At 61.5% G+C, this 17,873-nt stretch carries 16 protein-coding genes and 1 pseudogene; 11 read left to right on the top strand and 6 right to left on the bottom strand.

Annotated elements, in window-relative coordinates; genetic code table 11:
- Positions 1-577: 577 nt before the first annotated feature.
- Positions 578-1,282, bottom strand: coding sequence for a PRC-barrel domain-containing protein (locus DC522_RS28150; RefSeq protein ID WP_245444630.1), 705 nt, complete (start codon positions 1,280-1,282; stop codon positions 578-580).
- Positions 1,283-1,498: 216 nt separating this feature from the next.
- Between DC522_RS28150 and DC522_RS28145 the strand changes: the two genes are divergently transcribed.
- Positions 1,499-1,708, top strand: coding sequence for a hypothetical protein (locus DC522_RS28145; protein WP_116531856.1), 210 nt, complete (start codon positions 1,499-1,501; stop codon positions 1,706-1,708).
- Between the two features lie 242 nt (positions 1,709-1,950).
- Here the strand turns inward: DC522_RS28145 and DC522_RS28140 are convergent, their stop codons facing one another.
- On the bottom strand, positions 1,951-2,211 hold the full coding sequence (locus DC522_RS28140) for a hypothetical protein (protein ID WP_133239390.1): 261 nt from the start codon (positions 2,209-2,211) through the stop codon (positions 1,951-1,953).
- Between the two features lie 401 nt (positions 2,212-2,612).
- On the opposite strand from DC522_RS28140, the gene DC522_RS28135 reads away from it, so the two are divergent.
- Positions 2,613-3,611: a phasin family protein gene (locus DC522_RS28135; protein ID WP_116531854.1), complete on the top strand. Its 999-nt coding sequence runs from the start codon at positions 2,613-2,615 to the stop codon at positions 3,609-3,611.
- A 200-nt stretch (positions 3,612-3,811) separates the two neighbouring features.
- Here DC522_RS28135 and DC522_RS28130 read toward each other — a convergent pair whose 3' ends face one another.
- Positions 3,812-5,065 carry a beta-glucosidase gene (locus tag DC522_RS28130; RefSeq protein ID WP_116531853.1) on the bottom strand — a complete coding sequence of 418 codons (1,254 nt, stop codon included), beginning with the start codon at positions 5,063-5,065 and terminating at the stop codon, positions 3,812-3,814.
- Between the two features lie 27 nt (positions 5,066-5,092).
- Positions 5,093-7,093 (bottom strand): ABC transporter ATP-binding protein, encoded by a 2,001-nt coding sequence (locus tag DC522_RS28125; protein ID WP_245444628.1) that lies wholly within the window; start codon positions 7,091-7,093, stop codon positions 5,093-5,095.
- A gap of 286 nt (positions 7,094-7,379) precedes the next feature.
- Here DC522_RS28125 and DC522_RS28120 point away from each other — a divergent pair, with 286 nt between their 5' ends.
- From DC522_RS28120 to DC522_RS28105, 3 genes are all read left to right on the top strand, one after another.
- Complete coding sequence (locus DC522_RS28120; RefSeq protein ID WP_116531852.1) at positions 7,380-9,137, top strand: ABC transporter ATP-binding protein/permease; 1,758 nt, start codon at positions 7,380-7,382, stop codon at positions 9,135-9,137.
- A 492-nt stretch (positions 9,138-9,629) separates the two neighbouring features.
- Positions 9,630-11,237 (top strand): hypothetical protein, encoded by a 1,608-nt coding sequence (locus tag DC522_RS28110; RefSeq protein ID WP_116531850.1) that lies wholly within the window; start codon positions 9,630-9,632, stop codon positions 11,235-11,237.
- A 185-nt stretch (positions 11,238-11,422) separates the two neighbouring features.
- Positions 11,423-11,836: a DUF924 family protein gene (locus tag DC522_RS28105; RefSeq protein WP_116531849.1), complete on the top strand. Its 414-nt coding sequence runs from the start codon at positions 11,423-11,425 to the stop codon at positions 11,834-11,836.
- Here the strand turns inward: DC522_RS28105 and DC522_RS37550 are convergent.
- Positions 11,784-12,026 (bottom strand): NAD(P)-dependent oxidoreductase, encoded by a 243-nt coding sequence (locus tag DC522_RS37550; protein ID WP_116531848.1) that lies wholly within the window; start codon positions 12,024-12,026, stop codon positions 11,784-11,786. The two genes, DC522_RS28105 and DC522_RS37550, sit on opposite strands and share 53 nt — an antisense overlap.
- Positions 12,027-12,132: 106 nt before the next feature.
- Here DC522_RS37550 and DC522_RS28095 point away from each other — a divergent pair, with 106 nt between their 5' ends.
- The 6 genes from DC522_RS28095 (at position 12,133) to DC522_RS28070 (ending at position 17,599) form a co-directional block, all read left to right on the top strand.
- On the top strand, positions 12,133-12,723 hold the full coding sequence (locus DC522_RS28095; RefSeq protein ID WP_116531847.1) for a hypothetical protein: 591 nt from the start codon (positions 12,133-12,135) through the stop codon (positions 12,721-12,723).
- A 380-nt stretch (positions 12,724-13,103) separates the two neighbouring features.
- On the top strand, positions 13,104-14,099 hold the full coding sequence (locus DC522_RS28090) for a tripartite tricarboxylate transporter substrate binding protein (RefSeq protein ID WP_116531846.1): 996 nt from the start codon (positions 13,104-13,106) through the stop codon (positions 14,097-14,099).
- A 138-nt stretch (positions 14,100-14,237) separates the two neighbouring features.
- Entirely contained in the window at positions 14,238-14,735 is a 498-nt protein-coding gene (locus DC522_RS28085) for a tripartite tricarboxylate transporter TctB family protein (RefSeq protein WP_116531845.1), read from the top strand.
- Positions 14,735-16,240, top strand: a complete 1,506-nt coding sequence (locus DC522_RS28080; protein ID WP_116531858.1) for a tripartite tricarboxylate transporter permease — start codon at positions 14,735-14,737, stop codon at positions 16,238-16,240. Before DC522_RS28085 ends, DC522_RS28080 begins: the two co-directional genes overlap by 1 nt.
- A 41-nt stretch (positions 16,241-16,281) precedes the next feature.
- Positions 16,282-17,034 (top strand): SDR family NAD(P)-dependent oxidoreductase, encoded by a 753-nt coding sequence (locus tag DC522_RS28075; RefSeq protein ID WP_116531844.1) that lies wholly within the window; start codon positions 16,282-16,284, stop codon positions 17,032-17,034.
- Between the two features lie 25 nt (positions 17,035-17,059).
- Positions 17,060-17,599, top strand: coding sequence for a 2,4'-dihydroxyacetophenone dioxygenase family protein (locus DC522_RS28070; protein ID WP_116531843.1), 540 nt, complete (start codon positions 17,060-17,062; stop codon positions 17,597-17,599).
- Between the two features lie 174 nt (positions 17,600-17,773).
- Here DC522_RS28070 and DC522_RS28065 read toward each other — a convergent pair.
- A pseudogene (locus DC522_RS28065) lies at positions 17,774-17,873 on the bottom strand (IS5/IS1182 family transposase); the annotation flags it as partial.

The following is a 17,873-nucleotide window of genomic DNA, read 5'->3' as shown; positions in this document are numbered from 1 at the left end:
ATGTCAGCCCTGACCACGCGCTGCACCGATCCAAAGGTTCTTCTTGCGTCACACGGGGCGTCCACACATGTCGCAAAGCTATCTCACACCGGATTGAAGGTGTCTCAGGCAAGCACCGCAATCGAGCTGTAGCCGAGCAAAGAGCAACGGCCTTCTGAGTAGAAGGTGCGCAAGGGGCCGTCCGGACATCGCCAGCCTCGGTGTGAGGACCTCGCTGCTAAGACATGTTCTATTCATTCAGCTTCAGGGGCCGAAGTTGCCCTCGCACCCGCATCAGATGACCCTCGACGGCTCGCCTGCGGTCCATCAGTCGGCTCATTTCGGCCAGGAGTGTCTGCTCGTCCTGAGCGGCCCGTGTGACTTCACCAGAGTTCGTGCTGAACCGCTGCCGCTGTGCGGCGCGCGCGACGTCTCGGTTGAGCCTTTCGCACGCGTCTGCGACACGACGGAGCTCTGCGATCAGCTCCGGCTCGCTCATCTGGTCAAGGCCAGGCATCGTGCAGCGGAACCCACGAGCACCGGAGGCCCTGCTGCTTTGGCGGGCGGCAGAGCTTCCGATGATCTGCGAGGATGCAGATCACGTGAGACCTGAGGACCAGTAATCCCGCACCTGCCGTCCGTACTCTGGCCATGAGAACGGCTCTTCACCGGCGGCATAGTTCGGGGCGCGCAGCAGCCGCTCCTTGTCGGCATCAATCACATAGCCCTTTTTGCTGGTATCATAGGTCAGGGCATTCCAGGGCAGCGGGTGATACTTCTGGCCGATCCCGAGAACGCCGCCAAAGCTCATGATGGCATAGGCCACCTGACCGGAGCGCTTGCCGACCATGAAGTTGTAGACCTCCCCGAGCTTTTCTCCCTGGCGGTTGAAAACCGCCGTGCCCTCGACCTTGTTGGATGCGATCAGGTCCGTGGACTCATCCTTTTCTACCGAGCCCGAGGTGTGTGACCGGCTCTGCTGGCCGAAGTAGCGACTGACGCCTCTTCTCTCGGACGGCCCTCGGGTTCGCCGGTTGCTCCACTCCGGTTTGCGAACATTCGCGGCGGCTATGTACCCGATGGCTCCTCCAAGGATGATCCCGAGCATGACGATGCTGTCCTCGAAAAACAGATCAGCCCGGCGGCGTCTGCTGATCTCGCCGTAAGCATCCTGGTCTGTGTAATCGAGGCTATCCAGATCATAATCCGGATAGGATGATCGGCTCGAAGCTCCTGCACCATAGGATCGGGGCGCGGCTCCAGCTCCCGCATAAGAACTGTCGGCGCGGTAGGTCTCGACCATGGACGTTTCCTCCTGAGATGAATCAGCCTTTGCCCAGCCCTGGTGATTAACCCGGCGGGTAGGCGGTGGTTCGGGTGGTCCGGCCTGTCAGGCTCTCGAGCGATCTACTGATCCCCAAACGCCACGCACGGATGAAAGTCCCCATGGGTTCACACTCCTGCCGCATGAGCCTTCTAAGACTGCCGGCCAATGAGAAAAGAGTGAGGAGCTTCACCGATGCGCACCTACAACCTGTTTCGACGCAAGGACGCAGCGGATCTGTACTGCGCCGTGCCCGAGAACGTGCCGGTTCCGGCCTTTGTGACTGAGGATCGCTGGGAGTACGCCCAGTCGCTGGATATCGGCACCTTGTCCGGGTTCGACGCGGACGCGGCGCAGGTGTCCTCAGAAGCCAACGGCTTCTACCTGTTCCACTCGGCCGCCTGAGGAACCAAACAAGCCCCATCACACCCCCGCTGGGTAGGCCTCCCAGCCTACAAGCCCACGTTGGAGAGACCCCGCGGTACTGCGGGGTCTGCCCATAGCTGATCGGACTAGCGCATCGTGCGGACCCGAAGGGCCGCGTCAGCGAAAAGTGGACCCGGCTTTCCGCCCGAACGATGCGCTCTCTAGAGAAGGGAGCATCGGATTGTTCCCAAAAGTGCAAGTCCACTTTTGGGTCCGATGCTCTAGCGCCGCCGTACGGCGCGCCGGCGTTGGTTGTCCCCCTGGACCTCGTCCACGACGCCGCCCGGCGCGCCGGCCACCGCTCCGGCCCCGGCGCCAACCACGGCCCCGACCGGTCCGCCAACCACCGCTCCGGCCCCGGCGCCAACGGCTGTGCTGGTGGTCTGCTGCCGGGTGGCGCAGGCACCGGCCAAGAGACATAGGACCGTAACAAACGCGAGCTTTTGCATGAGTTTCCTCCACATGGTCTGAGATACGACCATTGGATCAACTCCGCCAAAACTGGACAGTTCGGGAGCCAGACCAAGTAAGACGCCATCGGTCCAGAGTGGCCGGGGTCTTGAAGCATCAGTCCCGTCAATAACCTGCACGGTCTTACCGCTTTGCGAGACGGGATCGCTCGGAACATCCGACGGATCGCCGACTTAACATGGATCAATAAGACAACGAACGGGCTGCCTTGCGCGGCCGAACTTAGGGACGAGTGCCCTCGAACATCAGTAGCAAGTGGACGTCAGACGAGTAGGCCGACGGCAGGCACGGGCACTGCCCCGCCGGTTCCAGCGTCATGTGTCATGCGGTTCGCGTTCATCGACATACCAGTGTCACACCCCATGGGCCAAGCTGACGCTTGGACCTTCCTTTCGACAGCATGCGAGGGACAATGACGACGACCAGACGATTCAGCCAGGCTCCGCCGGACAGGGCGAACGAGCTCTTCGATAAGCTCCTCGCCACCTCGGACAACGCGGTGAAAACCCGGGAGCGGCTCTTTGCCGATCTCAAGGAAGAACTGGAACTTCTCGCCTCCTTGCAGGAGGAGCACCTGTTTCCCGTTCTGACCCGACACGGAATGCAGGAGCTGGTGCGACAGGCCACCAACGACAACCAGCAAACGGCGGCGCTCTTAGACGAACTGGAGCGCATGCCCAAGAACAGTGCTGAGTTCCTCGGCAAGGTGACGGAGCTCAGACGAGCCTTCCAGCAGCACGTTCGTGATGACCGGAAGGAACTGCTTCCCGCCGTGCTCAAGGTGTTGAGCGACGAGGAAGCCAACGCCATAGCCGAGACAGTGGAGGATGAGATGGCGAACATCGACGAGACCAAACGCATCGAAGCACGACGGACCCGTGAACAGGCCGAGGCGGTTCAGCGGGTAACAGAGGACGTGGCCGACACCCTGCGGGCCAGTGTCGAAAGCGCCCAGACCATGGCCCAGGCCATGCAGGAGGTGGTAACCAACAGTTTCGGTGCCTTCTCGGAGCTGGCCCGGCGCTCCGCGGGACAGGCTCTGCCGATGGTTGGCCGACCTTCTGAGGGCGAGAGTCAAGGACTGACAGAGGAGGCTGCGCACAATCTGCGGGCCGTGGCCCAGTCCAGTACGGCCTTGGCGCGAGGGCTACAGGAAGTGTCGCGCGAGGTGGTCACCCGCAGTCAGCAGCGCCTGCAACGCAACCTCGACGGCTTACAGGCTCTTGCCCGCTGCCGGTCGATGACCGACTTCGTGGAAGTGCAGAGTTCGCTGCTGCGCGACAACCTGGAGCAGACCGTCGAGAACAGCCGGCGCCTCGCCGAGCTCACGATCCAAATGGCCGATGAGGCCACAAAGACCGTGACGGTGCAGGCCGAGAGAACCGCCCAGCGCTTCAATCGCGCGGCTTGAGCGTCGGCAGGCTCTGACAGGCATGCTCCCGGCTTTCGGGTCGGGAGCATTTGCACATCCGGAAGCGCCGGATCAGAAAGCGGTAACAGATCACGGACGAGCTCAAGTGACTCGCCGATCATCCTGTCCCCCTTATGAAGTTCTGTCTCAACGGCTGCGTCGCGCCTCGCAGCACTTTACCGTTCCAGCACCCTCAGAGCTCAGGAAGCACTGATCCCTTCCCCAGTCCACGCTAGTTCCTCGGCGAACGCCTGACAAAGGGGACGGGCCCCCTGCCCGTCGTGATATCCGAAGAGGCCGGTGTGGCAATGCCGGTCGTCATTCCAACCAGGATAGTCCAGGATGGGATAAAGACAGATTCCGTCGACCGGGACGCCTGCCTTCCGTGCGGCAACTACCTCATGACCGATAATGCGGAGCCAAGCTGGCCGCAGGTCGCCCTCGATCCCGGTCTCGGCCACAAACAGCGGGCGCTCGTAGCGCTCGTAGATGTCGCGCAGGAGGCTGGAAAAGGGGCGGTACTGCGGATGGTCGACCGCGATCGGCAGGTCTCCATCGATCCACTGATTGTGGAGGTAATAGTTCACGCCCACGATATCGACGTAGTCGGGCCGCCCGCCCAGCTCGGGACGGTGGCACCCTGACAAGAAGTCCAGCGCCTCGAACTGCGCGAAGGTATAATGTTGGGCCGCTCGGATATCCTGTGGGTGATCGGAGCGCGGAACGACGTGGATGGCAGGCTCCGCATGAACAATGCGAGCCCGTGGATCGACCTCGCGCACCGCCTCGATGGCCGCGATCGAGGCTCGCACAAGGATCGCCTTGAGCTCGTTGCCGCGCCCAGAGGCAAGGGGATTGATGTAAGCGAGGCTCCCGCCAGCCCAGGACCAGAACGAGATCTCGTTCACAGGCACGTAGAAAGGCGTGGCATCGGTTTCGTCGCGGACGACCTGCGCGGCGGCGCGCGCGAAATGTGCGAGGCGTTCGATGAACGCAGGCGACCAGATGTCGAGGTCATCCGGCCAGCCCCAATGACAGATGTCCCAGATGACCTGAGTCCCCGTGTCGCGAGCCGCCCGAAGCTGTGGCAGAAAGCTCGACCAGTCGTAGTGACCGGGCGTGCCCTCGATCAGATGCCAGCGGAGGCCGTCGCGCACGGTGCGAATTCCATACTCCGCCAACATCCTGTAATCGACCTCTGCATGTCTATCGTGGCCTGTGGCCGCGATCAGATCGAGCCGCCGTCCATGTTGGTGTCGATGGGTTGAGCACTCAAATCCGCCGATCAGGAAGCTTGCGAACAGATCCGAGCAGACATTGCAGAGAGCCTGCGGCGGGAGGCCGGCCGCGTACCTCATGAGGGCGCGGTGGAGCTTCCGTTCATTGTCTGCCGCGCGGTCTCCACCAACGATCGCACTGGCTTCGACGGCCCTGTCATTCTCCAGGTCCCGCATTCCCTGCTCCCAGTTCGCACTCGGCCCCTAGCCCTCCTGCCGGTTGTGACGCAAGCGAGATATCGAACGCCGGCCATCGGGTTCGATTTTCGCATCTGAGCCACCAACCGCTCCAGACCACATTCTGGCGTAGTGACCATTGCGCCCAAGAAGTTCGTGATGGGTACCCCGCTCGACGATACAGCCGGCATCCATCACGAAGACCTGATCACACCCGACGACGCTCTCGAGCCGATGCGTCACGAGCACGATCGTGCGTCCGCCCTTGAGGAACCGCAGCGTTTCCAGGAGAAGCTGCTCATGGTGCGGATCAAGGGCGCTGGTCGGTTCATCCAGGATGAGAAAAGGCGCGCGCGTCAACAGCGCCCGCGCAATGGCAAGCCGCTGGCGCTGTCCGCCCGAGAGGTTCTGCCCGCCCTCGGTCAGAATGGTCTCGTAGCCCTCCGGGAGACCTTCAATGAAGGCCGCAGCCCCAGCGAGTTCAGCGGCCCGTTCGATCTCGTACCGGCTGGCGCCCGGCCGGCCGTATGCAATATTGGCCGCGATGCTCGCCGGGAGCATAAGGCTGTCCTGCGCAACGAGTGCCATATGCGCCCGTGCATCCCTCAGCCGCGCTGCGCGGAGGTCGACGCCATCCAGGCGAACTGCCCCCGCGGTCGGATCGTAAAGACGCAACATCAGCGCCAGAAGCGTACTCTTGCCGGTGCCGCTCGGCCCGACGAACGCCACCATCTCGCCCGGCCGGATCTCAACACAGAGATTGTGCAGGATGGGATGACCGGGCCGATAGGCAAATCCGACCCGGTCCAGCATCAGCGTCCGCGAGGAGATCGGCAGGCTTGCTGCTCTGGAATCTTCAGTAATCGCCTCCGGTGTATCGAGAATCCGGAACACCCGACGGGTCGCAGCCTCGAATATCCTCACCTTTGCAACGAACTCGGTGAGCCACTTCAGCGGCTCCCACAGCTTTCGGACATAATCCATGAAGACGATCAGAAGACCGATCGTCATCCCGCCTTCAACTGGAGACACGAACTGGTCGCGGTACACGAGATAGCCGCCATATCCGAGAATGATGGCCCCTCCTATGGCAAGAATGCTGTCGCGGGCCAGAGGATAGAGCTGCTCCTGAACGTTGAGGCGCAGCAGCGCCCGCACGCTGCGCCCGACCGCCCCGCGAAAGCGTCGGAACTCGTAATCCTCCCGCTGATAGGTCTGGGCCAGCGGCACGCGTATCATCGCTTGCTGGATGAAGCTGGTAAGATCGGCATCAATTTGTTTTGACGCGAGGGCCCGCTCATGGATGCGCACGCCAAACCGCCAGTTGCTCCAGATCATGAACGGAGCCACCGTGAAGGCTGCGAGGGTTAGTGGGACATTCCGCGACAGGAGAATGGCCGTCATCACCGTCAGCGTCACGGCCGCGACACTCGTGCCGATCACCGTGTCCATGATGCCCCAAGGGCCGAAAGCGTCGGTGGTCAGGCGGTAGATCGCGTCCCCTTGCGGATGGCTGCGGTGATAGGTGAGACCGAGGAGCTGGAGCTTCCTGAATAGATCGTGGCGGACCCGCGTGGTGCCCCGGTAGTTCAGGTGATAGTTGATCATCATCCGGCCGAACCAGGCCAGATAGCCGATAATGTGAAGGCCCATGCCCATCAGGACGAGGCCAATGACCTGCCCCACCTTGTCGGCGGGTAGGATCGACAGGAAGAGACTATGCACCCAGTCGCCTTTGGGTTGTCCCGTCAACACGCTATCGATCAAGACCGCCAGCGGCCATGTCTCAAGCAGACCCACACAGACGGACACCCCGATCAAGGCAACGAGAGTGGCGATCCAAACCCAGTCGGCCGCAAAGTACTCCAACGCACGGCGGTAGACGGACGTGGCCTCGGCATCGACTTGGCCGAACTGCTGGGTATCCAGGAAGCTCCTCCTAACAGAGGACTGAGCGACACGAATGTTTGTGTCCCTCCCCTCTTGCTGGAGCGCATAAACGTTCGCTCTGATTTGAATGTAGGTCACGTAAAACGTCAGGGAAGGTGATGTGGGTCTGCGGCGAACCTCCCCTTGGGATGAATGGCGACTTCATCAGCCGTTCAGGCAGAGAGGCCTACAACCTCTGCCGTTAGGAAGCGTCATTCCAGCTCAGGTGAGACAGAAGACCGCAACCCAAAAGTAGCAGAAGCGTCCGAATCCCGTTGCCTCCGGCCGCGAATAGCGGCAGAGCAGCGGCCTCTCAAAAACAACAAGCAAGACAGCGTCGGCAATCCCATCCGGGCAGTGTCGGCGCCGGGGCCAATCAACAACGATGTCGAACTCGATCGCGGTGCCGAACCATCCTTCGGCGCAGGGCCGTCGCGCGCCTTGGCGCGTGCTCCCGGCCCTTGCATCCAACTGGACTGCCGTCGCCTTCTTTCAGGACGTATGGCGTCTCGCTCAACCTTATTGGGCATCCGAAGAGAAATGGTACGCCCGAGGGATGCTGGCCCTCCTGCTCGCGATCAAGCTCGCAGCGATCTATATCTGCGTGCGGCAGAATGAGTGGTACAACAGCTTCCACTCGGCCCTCCAGGCAAACGATGTTCAAGCCTTCTTCAAGCAGATCGGCATCTTCGGGCTGATTGCTGGCAGCTACACGATCTCGCTCGTGTCCTCGCACTGGGCCGCGGAGAGCCTGAAGCTGCGTTGGCGCGACTGGCTGGTGCGAAAGTACACCGCCGACTGGCTCTCCAGCCGGGCCTATTACCGGATCCAGCTTGAAGGCAGGTCGAGTGCCAGCCCGGATCAGCAGATTGTGGAAGATCTCGGCCTGTTTGCCGGGCAGACGCTCAATCTCCTGGTCGGCTTCCTCGACATGTCCGTCAGCCTGATCGCCTTCACGAGCATACTCTGGGGTCTGGGCGGCACGATCACGGTCGCTGGAGTATCAGTGGCCGGCTATATGGTGTTCGCCGTCTTTGGCTACGCGTTTCTCGCGAGCTGGATTACCCACAAGATCGGCAATCCCCTGGCGGGCCTTCACAGCGCGAACCAGCGTCTGGAAAGCGAGTTCCGGTATGGACTCGTTCGTCTGCGCGAGAACGCCGAAACGGTCGCCTTCTATGGCGGCGAGACCCAGGAGCGCCGCGTTCTCAATGAGCGTTGGAGCGGAGTGGTCGAGAACTTCTGGGCGATGATGCGGCGCGAGCGGGCGATGGCATGCTTCACCCATTCCTATACCCAGTTCAGCATCATCGTGCCGTTCCTGCTGGCAGCACCGCGCTACTTTGCGGGCCAGATTACCTTTGGTCAGGTGATGCAGGTCACGGCGGCCTTTGCGACGGTCCAGGGATGTCTGAACTACTTCATCAACAGCTACCGCGAGATCGCGCACTGGAGGGCGACGACGGAACGCCTGAAGACGTTCCGGACCGACCTTGATCAAGCACGAGCGACCGAACACAGCTCCTTTGTCCGTATGCATGCGACCGGAAGAATCGGAGTGCAGGATCTGCATCTCTCCCTGCCGAACGGGCGCGCGCTTGTCAGCGGAGTCGATCTGTCGGTCGAACAGGGCAAGGCGCTGCTGATCAGAGGTCCGTCCGGCACGGGCAAGAGCACGGTGCTGCGGGCGATTGCGGGCCTGTGGCCCTATGGTCGTGGCAACGTCTCAGTCACATCTGGCGCCTCCTTCTTTCTGCCCCAGCGGCCCTACCTGCCTCTTGGAACTCTGCGGCAGGCGATCTTCTATCCGGCTCCTGCGAGAGCGGACGACGCGGAGATCCGCCATATCCTGCGGAGCGTTGGCCTGGAGCACCTGATCGAACGGTTGGACACGGTTGAGCCCTGGAGCCAGCGCCTGTCCGGTGGAGAGCAGCAGCGGCTTGCCTTCGCGCGTGTTCTGCTGGCCAGGCCGGAGACGGTGTTCCTGGATGAGGCGACGTCCGCCCTCGATGAGGAGGCCGAACGCAACGTCTATACGCTGCTGCGCAACGCGGAGTGGAAGCCCACCATCGTCAGCATCGGACACCGCTCGACCCTGGTCGACTATCATGACGAGACGTTGGACCTGAAACGGGCTGCCTGAGCAATCCACTTGGCGACCTGCCCGTTGCTGAGCCCTAGAGCCTCGGACCCAGAAGTGCAAATCCACTTTTGGGTCCGATGCGGTAAGGTTGCAATGCCTGTCGCCTCTTGCCTGCACAAACGCTTGTCAGCCCCAGAAGGCCCTGCTCGCTTTCGCTGAAGGCCGCCACTCCGCGTTGGAATGTCCGCTCCATGCCGAACGTGGAGGGAGAATCGTTGGTGCGGCTGTGGGCGTCTATCAGTCTGATGTAGTCACGCTGCACCATTTGGAGCCAGCTCCCGACCTTTAACAGATCAGGGTTGCTGAACCTCGCTTATATCCATGCAGCATAGAAACGGCAGGGCACGGACGTGGAAGGTTGGAGTGTAATCGATCAAAGATAGCTCACGTACAGTCGTTGAAGCCGAACCAGGCTGGGCGTATGGTGAGTTGGGCTGGGTATGCGCTCATAAGGCCGGGTGCCCAATCGGGTCCTCCGGCAGGGAGGAAGCGATGCCAGCAAAGACCAGCTTGTGGGCTGTTGCCTTGGGTCTTGTGCTCTGCCCAGCATGGGGGCAGGCCCAGCAACATCACGGCCACGCGCAGGGCGCTTCCCCAGGCGCGGCGACCCTCGGCGAAGTCCATTTCCCCGTCAGTTGCACGCCCGAGGCGCAGGCTGCCTTCGATGAGGCGATGAAGCTTCAGCACTCGTTCTGGTACCAAGCAGCAGGCGAAACCTTCCGGCTGGTGCGTGAGCGCGATCCAACCTGCGTTATGGCCTACTGGGGCGAGGCCATGGCCCTGTTGGTGAATCCCTTCACGGTCACCACCGCCGCAAACCTTCGGCAAGGACGCGCCTTGCTCGCAGAGGCGCAGCGAATCGGCGCCCGCAGCCAGCGCGAGGCAGGTTTTATCGCCGCTCTCTCCGAGCTTTACAGCAACGATGACCCGGCAACGCACAGATCCCGCGTGGAGCTCTATGAGCAGGCGATGGGCCGGCTGTACGAGCGCTTCCCCGATGACCCAGAGGTCGGCATTCATTACGCCCTCGCTCTGGCAATGGCAGCGCCACCAACGGACAAGACTTACGCGCGCCAGATGCGCGCTGCGGAGATCCTGGAGCGTGCGTGGGCGCGGCAGCCGCAGCATCCTGGCATTGCCCATTACCTGATCCACACCTATGACACGCCGGCGCTGGCAGCACGCGGTGTCGCCGCGGCCGAGCGCTACGCCGAGATTGCTGCCGACGCACCGCATGCGTTGCACATGCCTTCCCACATCTTCACGCGGATCGGGCGCTGGGAGGACTCGATAGAAACCAACCGCCGCTCTGCGGAGACGGCGCGTGCGCGGCAGGCAGTCTTTGACGAGATTCATGCACTTGACTACATGGTCTATGGCTATCTTCAGACCGGGCAGATCGAGGCCGCGCGGCGCGTGGTCACCGACCTAGCGCGCTTTGCGTCCTGGAACGCCCCGGCACCGATCTTTGCCTGGGCCCTGACGGTGATGCCGGCCCGCTTTGCCCTTGAACGCGGAGCATGGGAGGAGGCCGCGGCTCTCACGCCGGGCCAGCAAACCGCACCGCTGGTTGTCGCCAACACGCATTTCGCTCGTGCCGTGGGCGCGGCTCGGGCCGGACGCCCGGATGCAGCGGCTGCGGACGTCGAGGCATTGAAGGCTGCTGCTGCGGCTCTTCGCGGCAGTGATGCCTATTGGGCGGAGCAGACTGAGATCCTCCGCCTCGCGGCCGACGCTTGGATCGCCTTTGCGCGCACCCAGCATGATCTGGCGGTCACCACCATGCGGGAGGCGGCTGAGCGCGAGGAGCGGACGGACAAGCATCCGGTAACGCCTGGGCCGCTCTTCCCCGCTCGCGAGCAGTTAGCGGAGATGCTACTGATGATGGGCCGCTACTCCGAGGCGCAGCGCGAATACGAGGCGGTCCAGACGACGGAGCCTGGCCGGTTCCGCGCCGTCTATGGCGCGGCGCGCGCGGCTGAGATGGGCAGCGATGACGAGGCGGCGCGGCGGCATTATGCGCACCTGCTTGATGTCGCGGCCCGCGCTCAGCCAGGCTTGGCCGAGATTGAGCACGCACGTGCCTTTCTGAGCCGCTGAAGCAAAGTCGGCCGGTGGGCACGACCGTATGTGGTGCGAAGCACAGAGGGCTTCGCGATTCAACACGCCTCAGGGAGGAGTCCATGTCATCTTCCATGGATTCGCGTGCGGTCTACGACTCCTAGTTCCCGGTCGATCTTGCAAACGCCGATGTGGCAGCCCAGTGGCGAAGGCTGGAGTGGTGGATGCGCGGCGGCGCCAACGCGGAGTTACCCCAGTTCGCCTCTCTGCTCCAGGCCGCCCGAGCAGGCCAGCTCGATCACTGGCTTGGCACGCTACGCGGCCGCCTGTCCCTGATCATCGTTCTGGACCAGTTCCCACGTGGTCTGTTCGCAGGCACCCCCGAAGCCTTCTCCTCTGATCCTGATGCCTTGCGGATTGCCGAGGAGGGCTTTCGGAACGGCCACTACGTGGCCCTGACCAGCCTTTGGGAAAGGTTCTTCTACTGTCTTCCTCTCGCCCATGCAGAGGGGCCGGACCATCTAGAACGCATGAGGCGCATCGTTGCCATTTCGGAGCAGGTGGTCGACCAAGTTCCGGAGCATCTCAAGCCGATCTGGCAATTTTCGCTGAACCAAGCCAAGGAGGGCCGATTGTGATGTGGGGATCAAATACCAATACACGCATTCCGATGGCCACAGCGATCCCGCAGAGCCGTCGGCCGATGTGGCCATATCCAATCACGCCCAAAGTAGAGCCGGAGAGTTGCCGTCCGACTCCCCGGCTTGGCTCCAGTTCGCGCTGATAGCGCCGTGTTGCCGATGTAATTCCGCGAGAGAGATCAATCATCAATCCAAGAACGAGTTCAGCGACTGCAAGCCTCAGAATTTGCTCCTGCCGCTCACCAGTGGCCTAAGCTAGGATGGAGGCCTCACTCACGGACGGAGGCAAGGCAATGGCTGGAACCGCGGAAAACAATGGCGGAGGGCGCGGGAGCCGTTGGAGAATAGCGGCTTGGGCCGCCGCAGCGCTGATACTGCTGCTGCCCTTGTTCGCGATGGAGGTCACCGATCAAGTAGTCTGGGATGTAGCCGATTTCGCTGCCTTCGGAGCCCTCCTGGTCGGCGCTGGTGTCACCTATGAGCTGGCAGCAAGGAAGACAGGTAATACCGCATACCGGGCCGCTGTCGGCGTTGCGCTCGCGGCAGCATTCATCCTTGTCTGGGTGAACGGTGCCGTTGGCGTCATCGGGACTGAGCGCGACAACGCGAATCTGATGTATGGCGGGGTGCTCGCCATCGGAACCACTGGTGCCATCATCGCGCGCTTCCAGCCTGATGGGATGGTACGCGCGCTGTTCGCGACGGCGCTCGCTCAGGCGTTGGTCGCCGTGATCGCATTGATCGCCGGATTGGGCTCCACGGGGCCCAGCTGGCCATGGGACATCCTGATACTAACGGGGTTCTTCGCCGCGTTGTGGCTCATATCGGCCTGGCTGTTTCGGAAAGCGGCGCGGGAGCAAGTCCCCGCGGGCGCAGCGCCGTAGGTTGACCCGCGACCTCGACTTTCCACTTAAAGCCGACAACATTCTTGAGTTCGCTCAACCTCCGAAATGGGGTAGTCAGGGACCGTCCCTGCCCCTCTTGAACGTCCGCTTACCGCTTGCCAACGGACCAAGACGCAATGTCCGAGATGTGCCATGAGCCGACATTGCCTCGGCATCAGAAAGCAGACCCAACTCAGCGATCGCGACTCGCTCAATCCAACCCGGTGCAGCGCTATCTTCGCTCGGAAATAAGCTCGTATGACTGTCGAGGTCTCTCAGAGCAAACCAGTTGCGCAGACAGGAAGGTCGCGTAGAATGCTTTTAGGTCAAGCGCCGGCAACAGGCGAGGCCGTCGCTGGGGACTAGCCGGGAGGAAATACATGACTTCGTTCACGAGACGCGGTTTTGTCGCGTCTGCGTCCACTGTTCTTGCAAGTTCAGTGGTTGGGCTCAAACCAAGCTTCTCACAATCCAATTATCCCAATCGGCCAATAACCCTGATCTGCCCATGGGGCGCCGGTGGCGGCACCGATGCAACGGCACGCATTATCGCGCAAGTAATGGAGCAGAAGCTCGGTCAGCCCGTCAATGTGGTGAACCGGACAGGCGGAAATGGTGTGGTCGGACATGCGGCGATCGCCAGCGCGGCGCCGGATGGCTACACCATCGGTCTGCTCACGGTCGAGATTGCGATGATGCATTGGCAGGGGATGACGGAACTGACGCCAAGAAGTTACACGCCCCTGGCTCTGATGAACGTCGACGCGCCTGCGATCCAGGTGAAAGCCGACAGTCCCTACAAGACCATCAAGGAACTCGCCGATGCTATCAAGGCGGCGCCTCCCGGCAAGCTGAAAGCCTCAGGGACCGGCCAAGGCGGCATCTGGCATTTGGCCCTGGTGGGATGGCTGCAATCTCTGGGTCTTCAACCTAATCATGTGGCATGGGTGCCATCGAACGGTGCCGCGCCAGGGATGCAGGATCTGGCAGCAGGCGGTGTCGACATCGTGCCTTGCTCACTCCCGGAGGCCCGACCTATGATTGATGCGGGACGGGCCAAGAGCCTCGCCATCCTCGCGCCAGAACGGAACCCGCAATTCCCGAATGTGCCGACGCTCGACGAGCAGATGGGGCCCCACAAATCGGTCGGAGTGTGGCGCGGTATCGCCGGCCCGAAGGCCCTCCCGGCAGACGTGCAGGACAAACTGGTCGCTGTTCTCAAGGAGGTTTACGACTCCAAGGAATACAAAGAGTTCATGAGCGGCCGAGGCTTTGGCGTCAAATGGGCCGAGAGGGCCGATTTCGGTCAGTTCATGGATGAGTCGGACCGGCAAATGGGCGAGGCCATGAAGGCCGCAGGCTTGGCGAAGGCTTAGACGGGATAGAGCCAAGCGGTCTTTGTCCTCACCTGCCCGACGGAGACGGCAGGTATGTGACTCGTCTGTCCGGGCGCCGTTGCCCCAGTAAAGGCGTCCGGATCCATCGTGTTCATCTGCCTGAAGAGAAACCCTTCGATGCACCTGTCTGACCGCATCACCGGCTCGTTTGTCGCCACGTTAGGTGTACTGACTGCCTATGGTGGATCTCAGCTTCCACCCGTGCCGGGCCAGGATGTCGGGCCCAGCGCGTTCCCGATCCTGATCGGTGTCGGCCTTATCCTGTGCGGGCTCATGATCGCCCTTGGAATTGGACGCAGCTTCGAGGAGGAAGCGGAGGCTGATCTTGCTGCCGTCGAGGGCCCTCCGCAAAACGCTTCAACGACGGCCCCTCTGACGTCTAGGCTTCGCGCATTGCTGCCGCCGGGTCTGCTGCTGTTTTATGTCGTTGTAGTCGACCGCCTTGGGTTTATTCCAACGGCAGCCATCATGATCTTCGTGGCAGCCTCCGCGTTCGGCGCCAGATTGCGGGTAGCGTTACCACTGGCGGCATTCGCCTCGATTGTGATCCATCTGATCTTCTACAAACTCCTGCGTGTTCCGCTGCCTGCCGGCCTGCTCCCGATGCCGTGGTGATCATGAACGAACTCATAGAAGCCTTCCGACTCGTTCTCGCCCCTGATGTGCTAATCGCGATTTTTTTGTCGTCGATCTACGGCCTCGTGATCGGATCGTTGCCCGGTTTGTCGGCCACGATGGCGACCGCCCTGCTCGTCCCTGTGACTTTCTATCTCTCTCCTATTGCTGCAGTGGCCTCAATTATCGCGGCCTCTGCCATGGCGATCTTTTCCGGCGATATTCCAGGGTGCTTGCTACGCATTCCTGGTACGCCTGCCTCCGCCGCCTATACAGACGAGGCCTATGCTCTCACTCGAAAGGGTCAGGCGGAAATTGCTCTAGGAGCTGGCCTCTGGTTCAGTGCCCTCGGAGGGATCGCCGGAACCATCTCTCTCGTCGTGATGGCCCCTGCACTCGCGGAGCTGGCGCTGAACTTTTCGACATTCGAGTATTTCTGGCTCGCCTTTCTGGGCCTGATGTGCGCCACATTGGTGGCGCGGTCATCCCCTGTGAAGGCGATTGCCAGCATGCTGCTCGGGCTTCTCATCGCGTGCATCGGCATGGAGAATCCCGGTGGCGTGCCTCGCTTCACATTCGGAATCACGGAACTCCTTGGCGGCATAGAACCGATTCCGGTCCTTGTCGGCGTCTTTGCGGTTTCCGAGGTGATCCGTGCCATGGTGTCACCCGAGCCGCCACCCCTGCCGCGTCGCAGGTTCGGAAGCATCCTGGCCGGACAACTCGAACTCACCCGCAAATACTGGCGTCAGATGACCCGCGGCAATATCGTCGGTATCATCATCGGCGTCCTGCCAGGAGCCGGCGCCGATATGGCGGCCTGGGTCAGCTATGCAATGTCGAAGCGGCTCTCCAAGGAGCCGAAGAAGTTCGGCACGGGCCATCCAGAGGGACTCGTCGAAGCCGGGGCGAGCAACAATGCAAGCCTGGCGAGCGGCTGGGTACCATCACTGCTGTTCGGCATCCCCGGTGATACGATCACTGCCATCGCCATTGGCGTCCTGTACATGAAGGGGCTCAATCCCGGCCCAACTCTCTTCACCGAGAGGGCATCAAGCATGTACGCGCTCTATATCATCTTTATTCTCGCCAATATCCTGATGATTCCACTTGGGATCATTATGATCCGCGCGGCAAGCTCCATCCTGAGGGCGCCCCGTGCGACGGTAATGCCGGTCATTCTTGTTTGCTGCGCCGTAGGAGCCTTCGCGACCGGCAACAACCTTTTTGCGGTTGTTCTCGTCGCGGTATTCGGCGCTATCGGCTACATCATGGAGAAGAACGGCTATCCCGTCGCCGCGATGGTTCTTGGGATCGTCATGGGCACCATGGTCGAACAGAGCTTTGTCACATCGCTCATCAAGTCCGACGGGAGCTTGCTGCCATTCTTCGAGCGCCCTGTCTCGGCTGTTTTGGCGGCGATGACCATTGCCGCGCTGCTGTGGCCTGTTTTCATCTGGTTTTGGAAACGCATTCGGCCTCGGCAACAAGAGCAGGCGTGGTGAGGAATGCGCTTCGGGTCGGGCTCACCTGGAGATATGAGTGGATGACCAACATTTTGGATGCCTTCGCGCCAGGGCTCTTTCGCGGCAAGAAAGTGCTGGTTCTCGGCGGCACAAGCGGGATCGGGCTCGGGGCTGCGCGGGCATTCCATTATCTGGGCGGGCAAGTCATCGCCGCCGGTGCCACGGAGGTTGAGTGCATCGCCGCAGCCAACGCATCCGGTTCGGCCGGAATAGATTTTATATGCCTCGACGTGCGCGACAGCGCTGCCATGGAGGCGATCATCGCAGGGTTTGAACGTCTCGACGTGCTCGTCAACGCCGCAGGTGTGATCCGGCGCGACGCGGAACATGATCCGGAAGTCTTTGCCGCGACCATCGCCGTGAACCTGACTGGCACCATGCGGGCCTGTACGGCGGCGAGGGCGAAACTCGCGTCTGCCAGGGGCTGTGTCGTGAACATTGCCTCCATGCTCACGTTCTTTGGTGGGGCTCGTGTCCCGGGTTACGCTGCGTCAAAGGGCGGCGTGGGCCAATTGACCAAGAGTTTGGCCGCAGCATGGGCCAGCGACGGCATCCGCGTGAACGCGGTCGCACCCGGTTGGATTGCCACGCCGCTGACGCAGGCACTCCAGGACGATCCGGAGCGGGCGGGCCCGATCCTGGCACGAACACCCATGGGCCGCTGGGGCACACCGGACGAAGTCGCCGCAGGCATCGTCTTCCTGGCCTCCCCCGCCGCACAGTTCGTGACCGGAGCAATTCTACCGATCGACGGTGGCTATCTGACTGTCTGAACCTGAAGAGCCTCGGAGACAGCCTATGACCAAATCGGATCCGATTCACTCGCCTGTCAACGACAAGTGGGTCCCTTATCGCCACCCGCAGCCGATGGATTCACCGCCGGAATTGGTGATTCCGAACGCGATTCCAACGGACGAGCGCATCTGGGTACCTGTCGAGGAGAATGTATGGTTCCGCCCTCTCCTGCTGGCTGCCTCCCGCGGATATTGGATGAACCTCCTGAGGGTCCGGAAATCAGGCGTTCTCTCACGCCACCGACATCCGCAACCCGTACATGCCTTCGTGCTGAAGGGTGAGTGGCGCTACCTCGAACATGACTGGATCGCAACGGAAGGCTCATATGCCTACGAGGCACCAGGCGAGACACATACCCTAGTGGTCGATCCTCACGTGGAGGAAATGATCACGTTGTTTCAAGTGAATGGCGCCATGATCTATGTAGACCCTGACGGTAAGGCAATCGGGTTCGACGATGTGTTCACGCGCATCGAAAAGTGCCGCGCTCATTACAGCCAGAACGGTCTCGGGGCAGACTACATCGATCAATTCATCCGATGATCATCACTCTTCTGCATGCAAGCTAATTCGACGATGATGAGGGCGGGGCGAACATCCGCTCTCCGCACCTTTCCGGAATGGCCCTCTACTGCCGGACCATGCCATAAACAATGGTTAGGAAAGCAGTAATTCTTAAGCGGCAAGGGCCAGCTCTAGGCTGTAGTGACCAATTAATCATTTGAGCCAGAGCATGATGCTGGCAAGTTTGACGAAGCCGAGGAAGTTGGTGGCGAGCTTGTCGTAGCGGGTGGCAATTCTCCGCCATTGCTTGAGC

This window comes from Microvirga sp. KLBC 81, assembly GCF_003075415.1.
In the GTDB taxonomy this organism is placed as follows: domain Bacteria; phylum Pseudomonadota; class Alphaproteobacteria; order Rhizobiales; family Beijerinckiaceae; genus Microvirga.
Note: the sequence above shows the minus strand (reverse complement) of the source record. Positions and strands in the feature narration are given on the sequence as shown.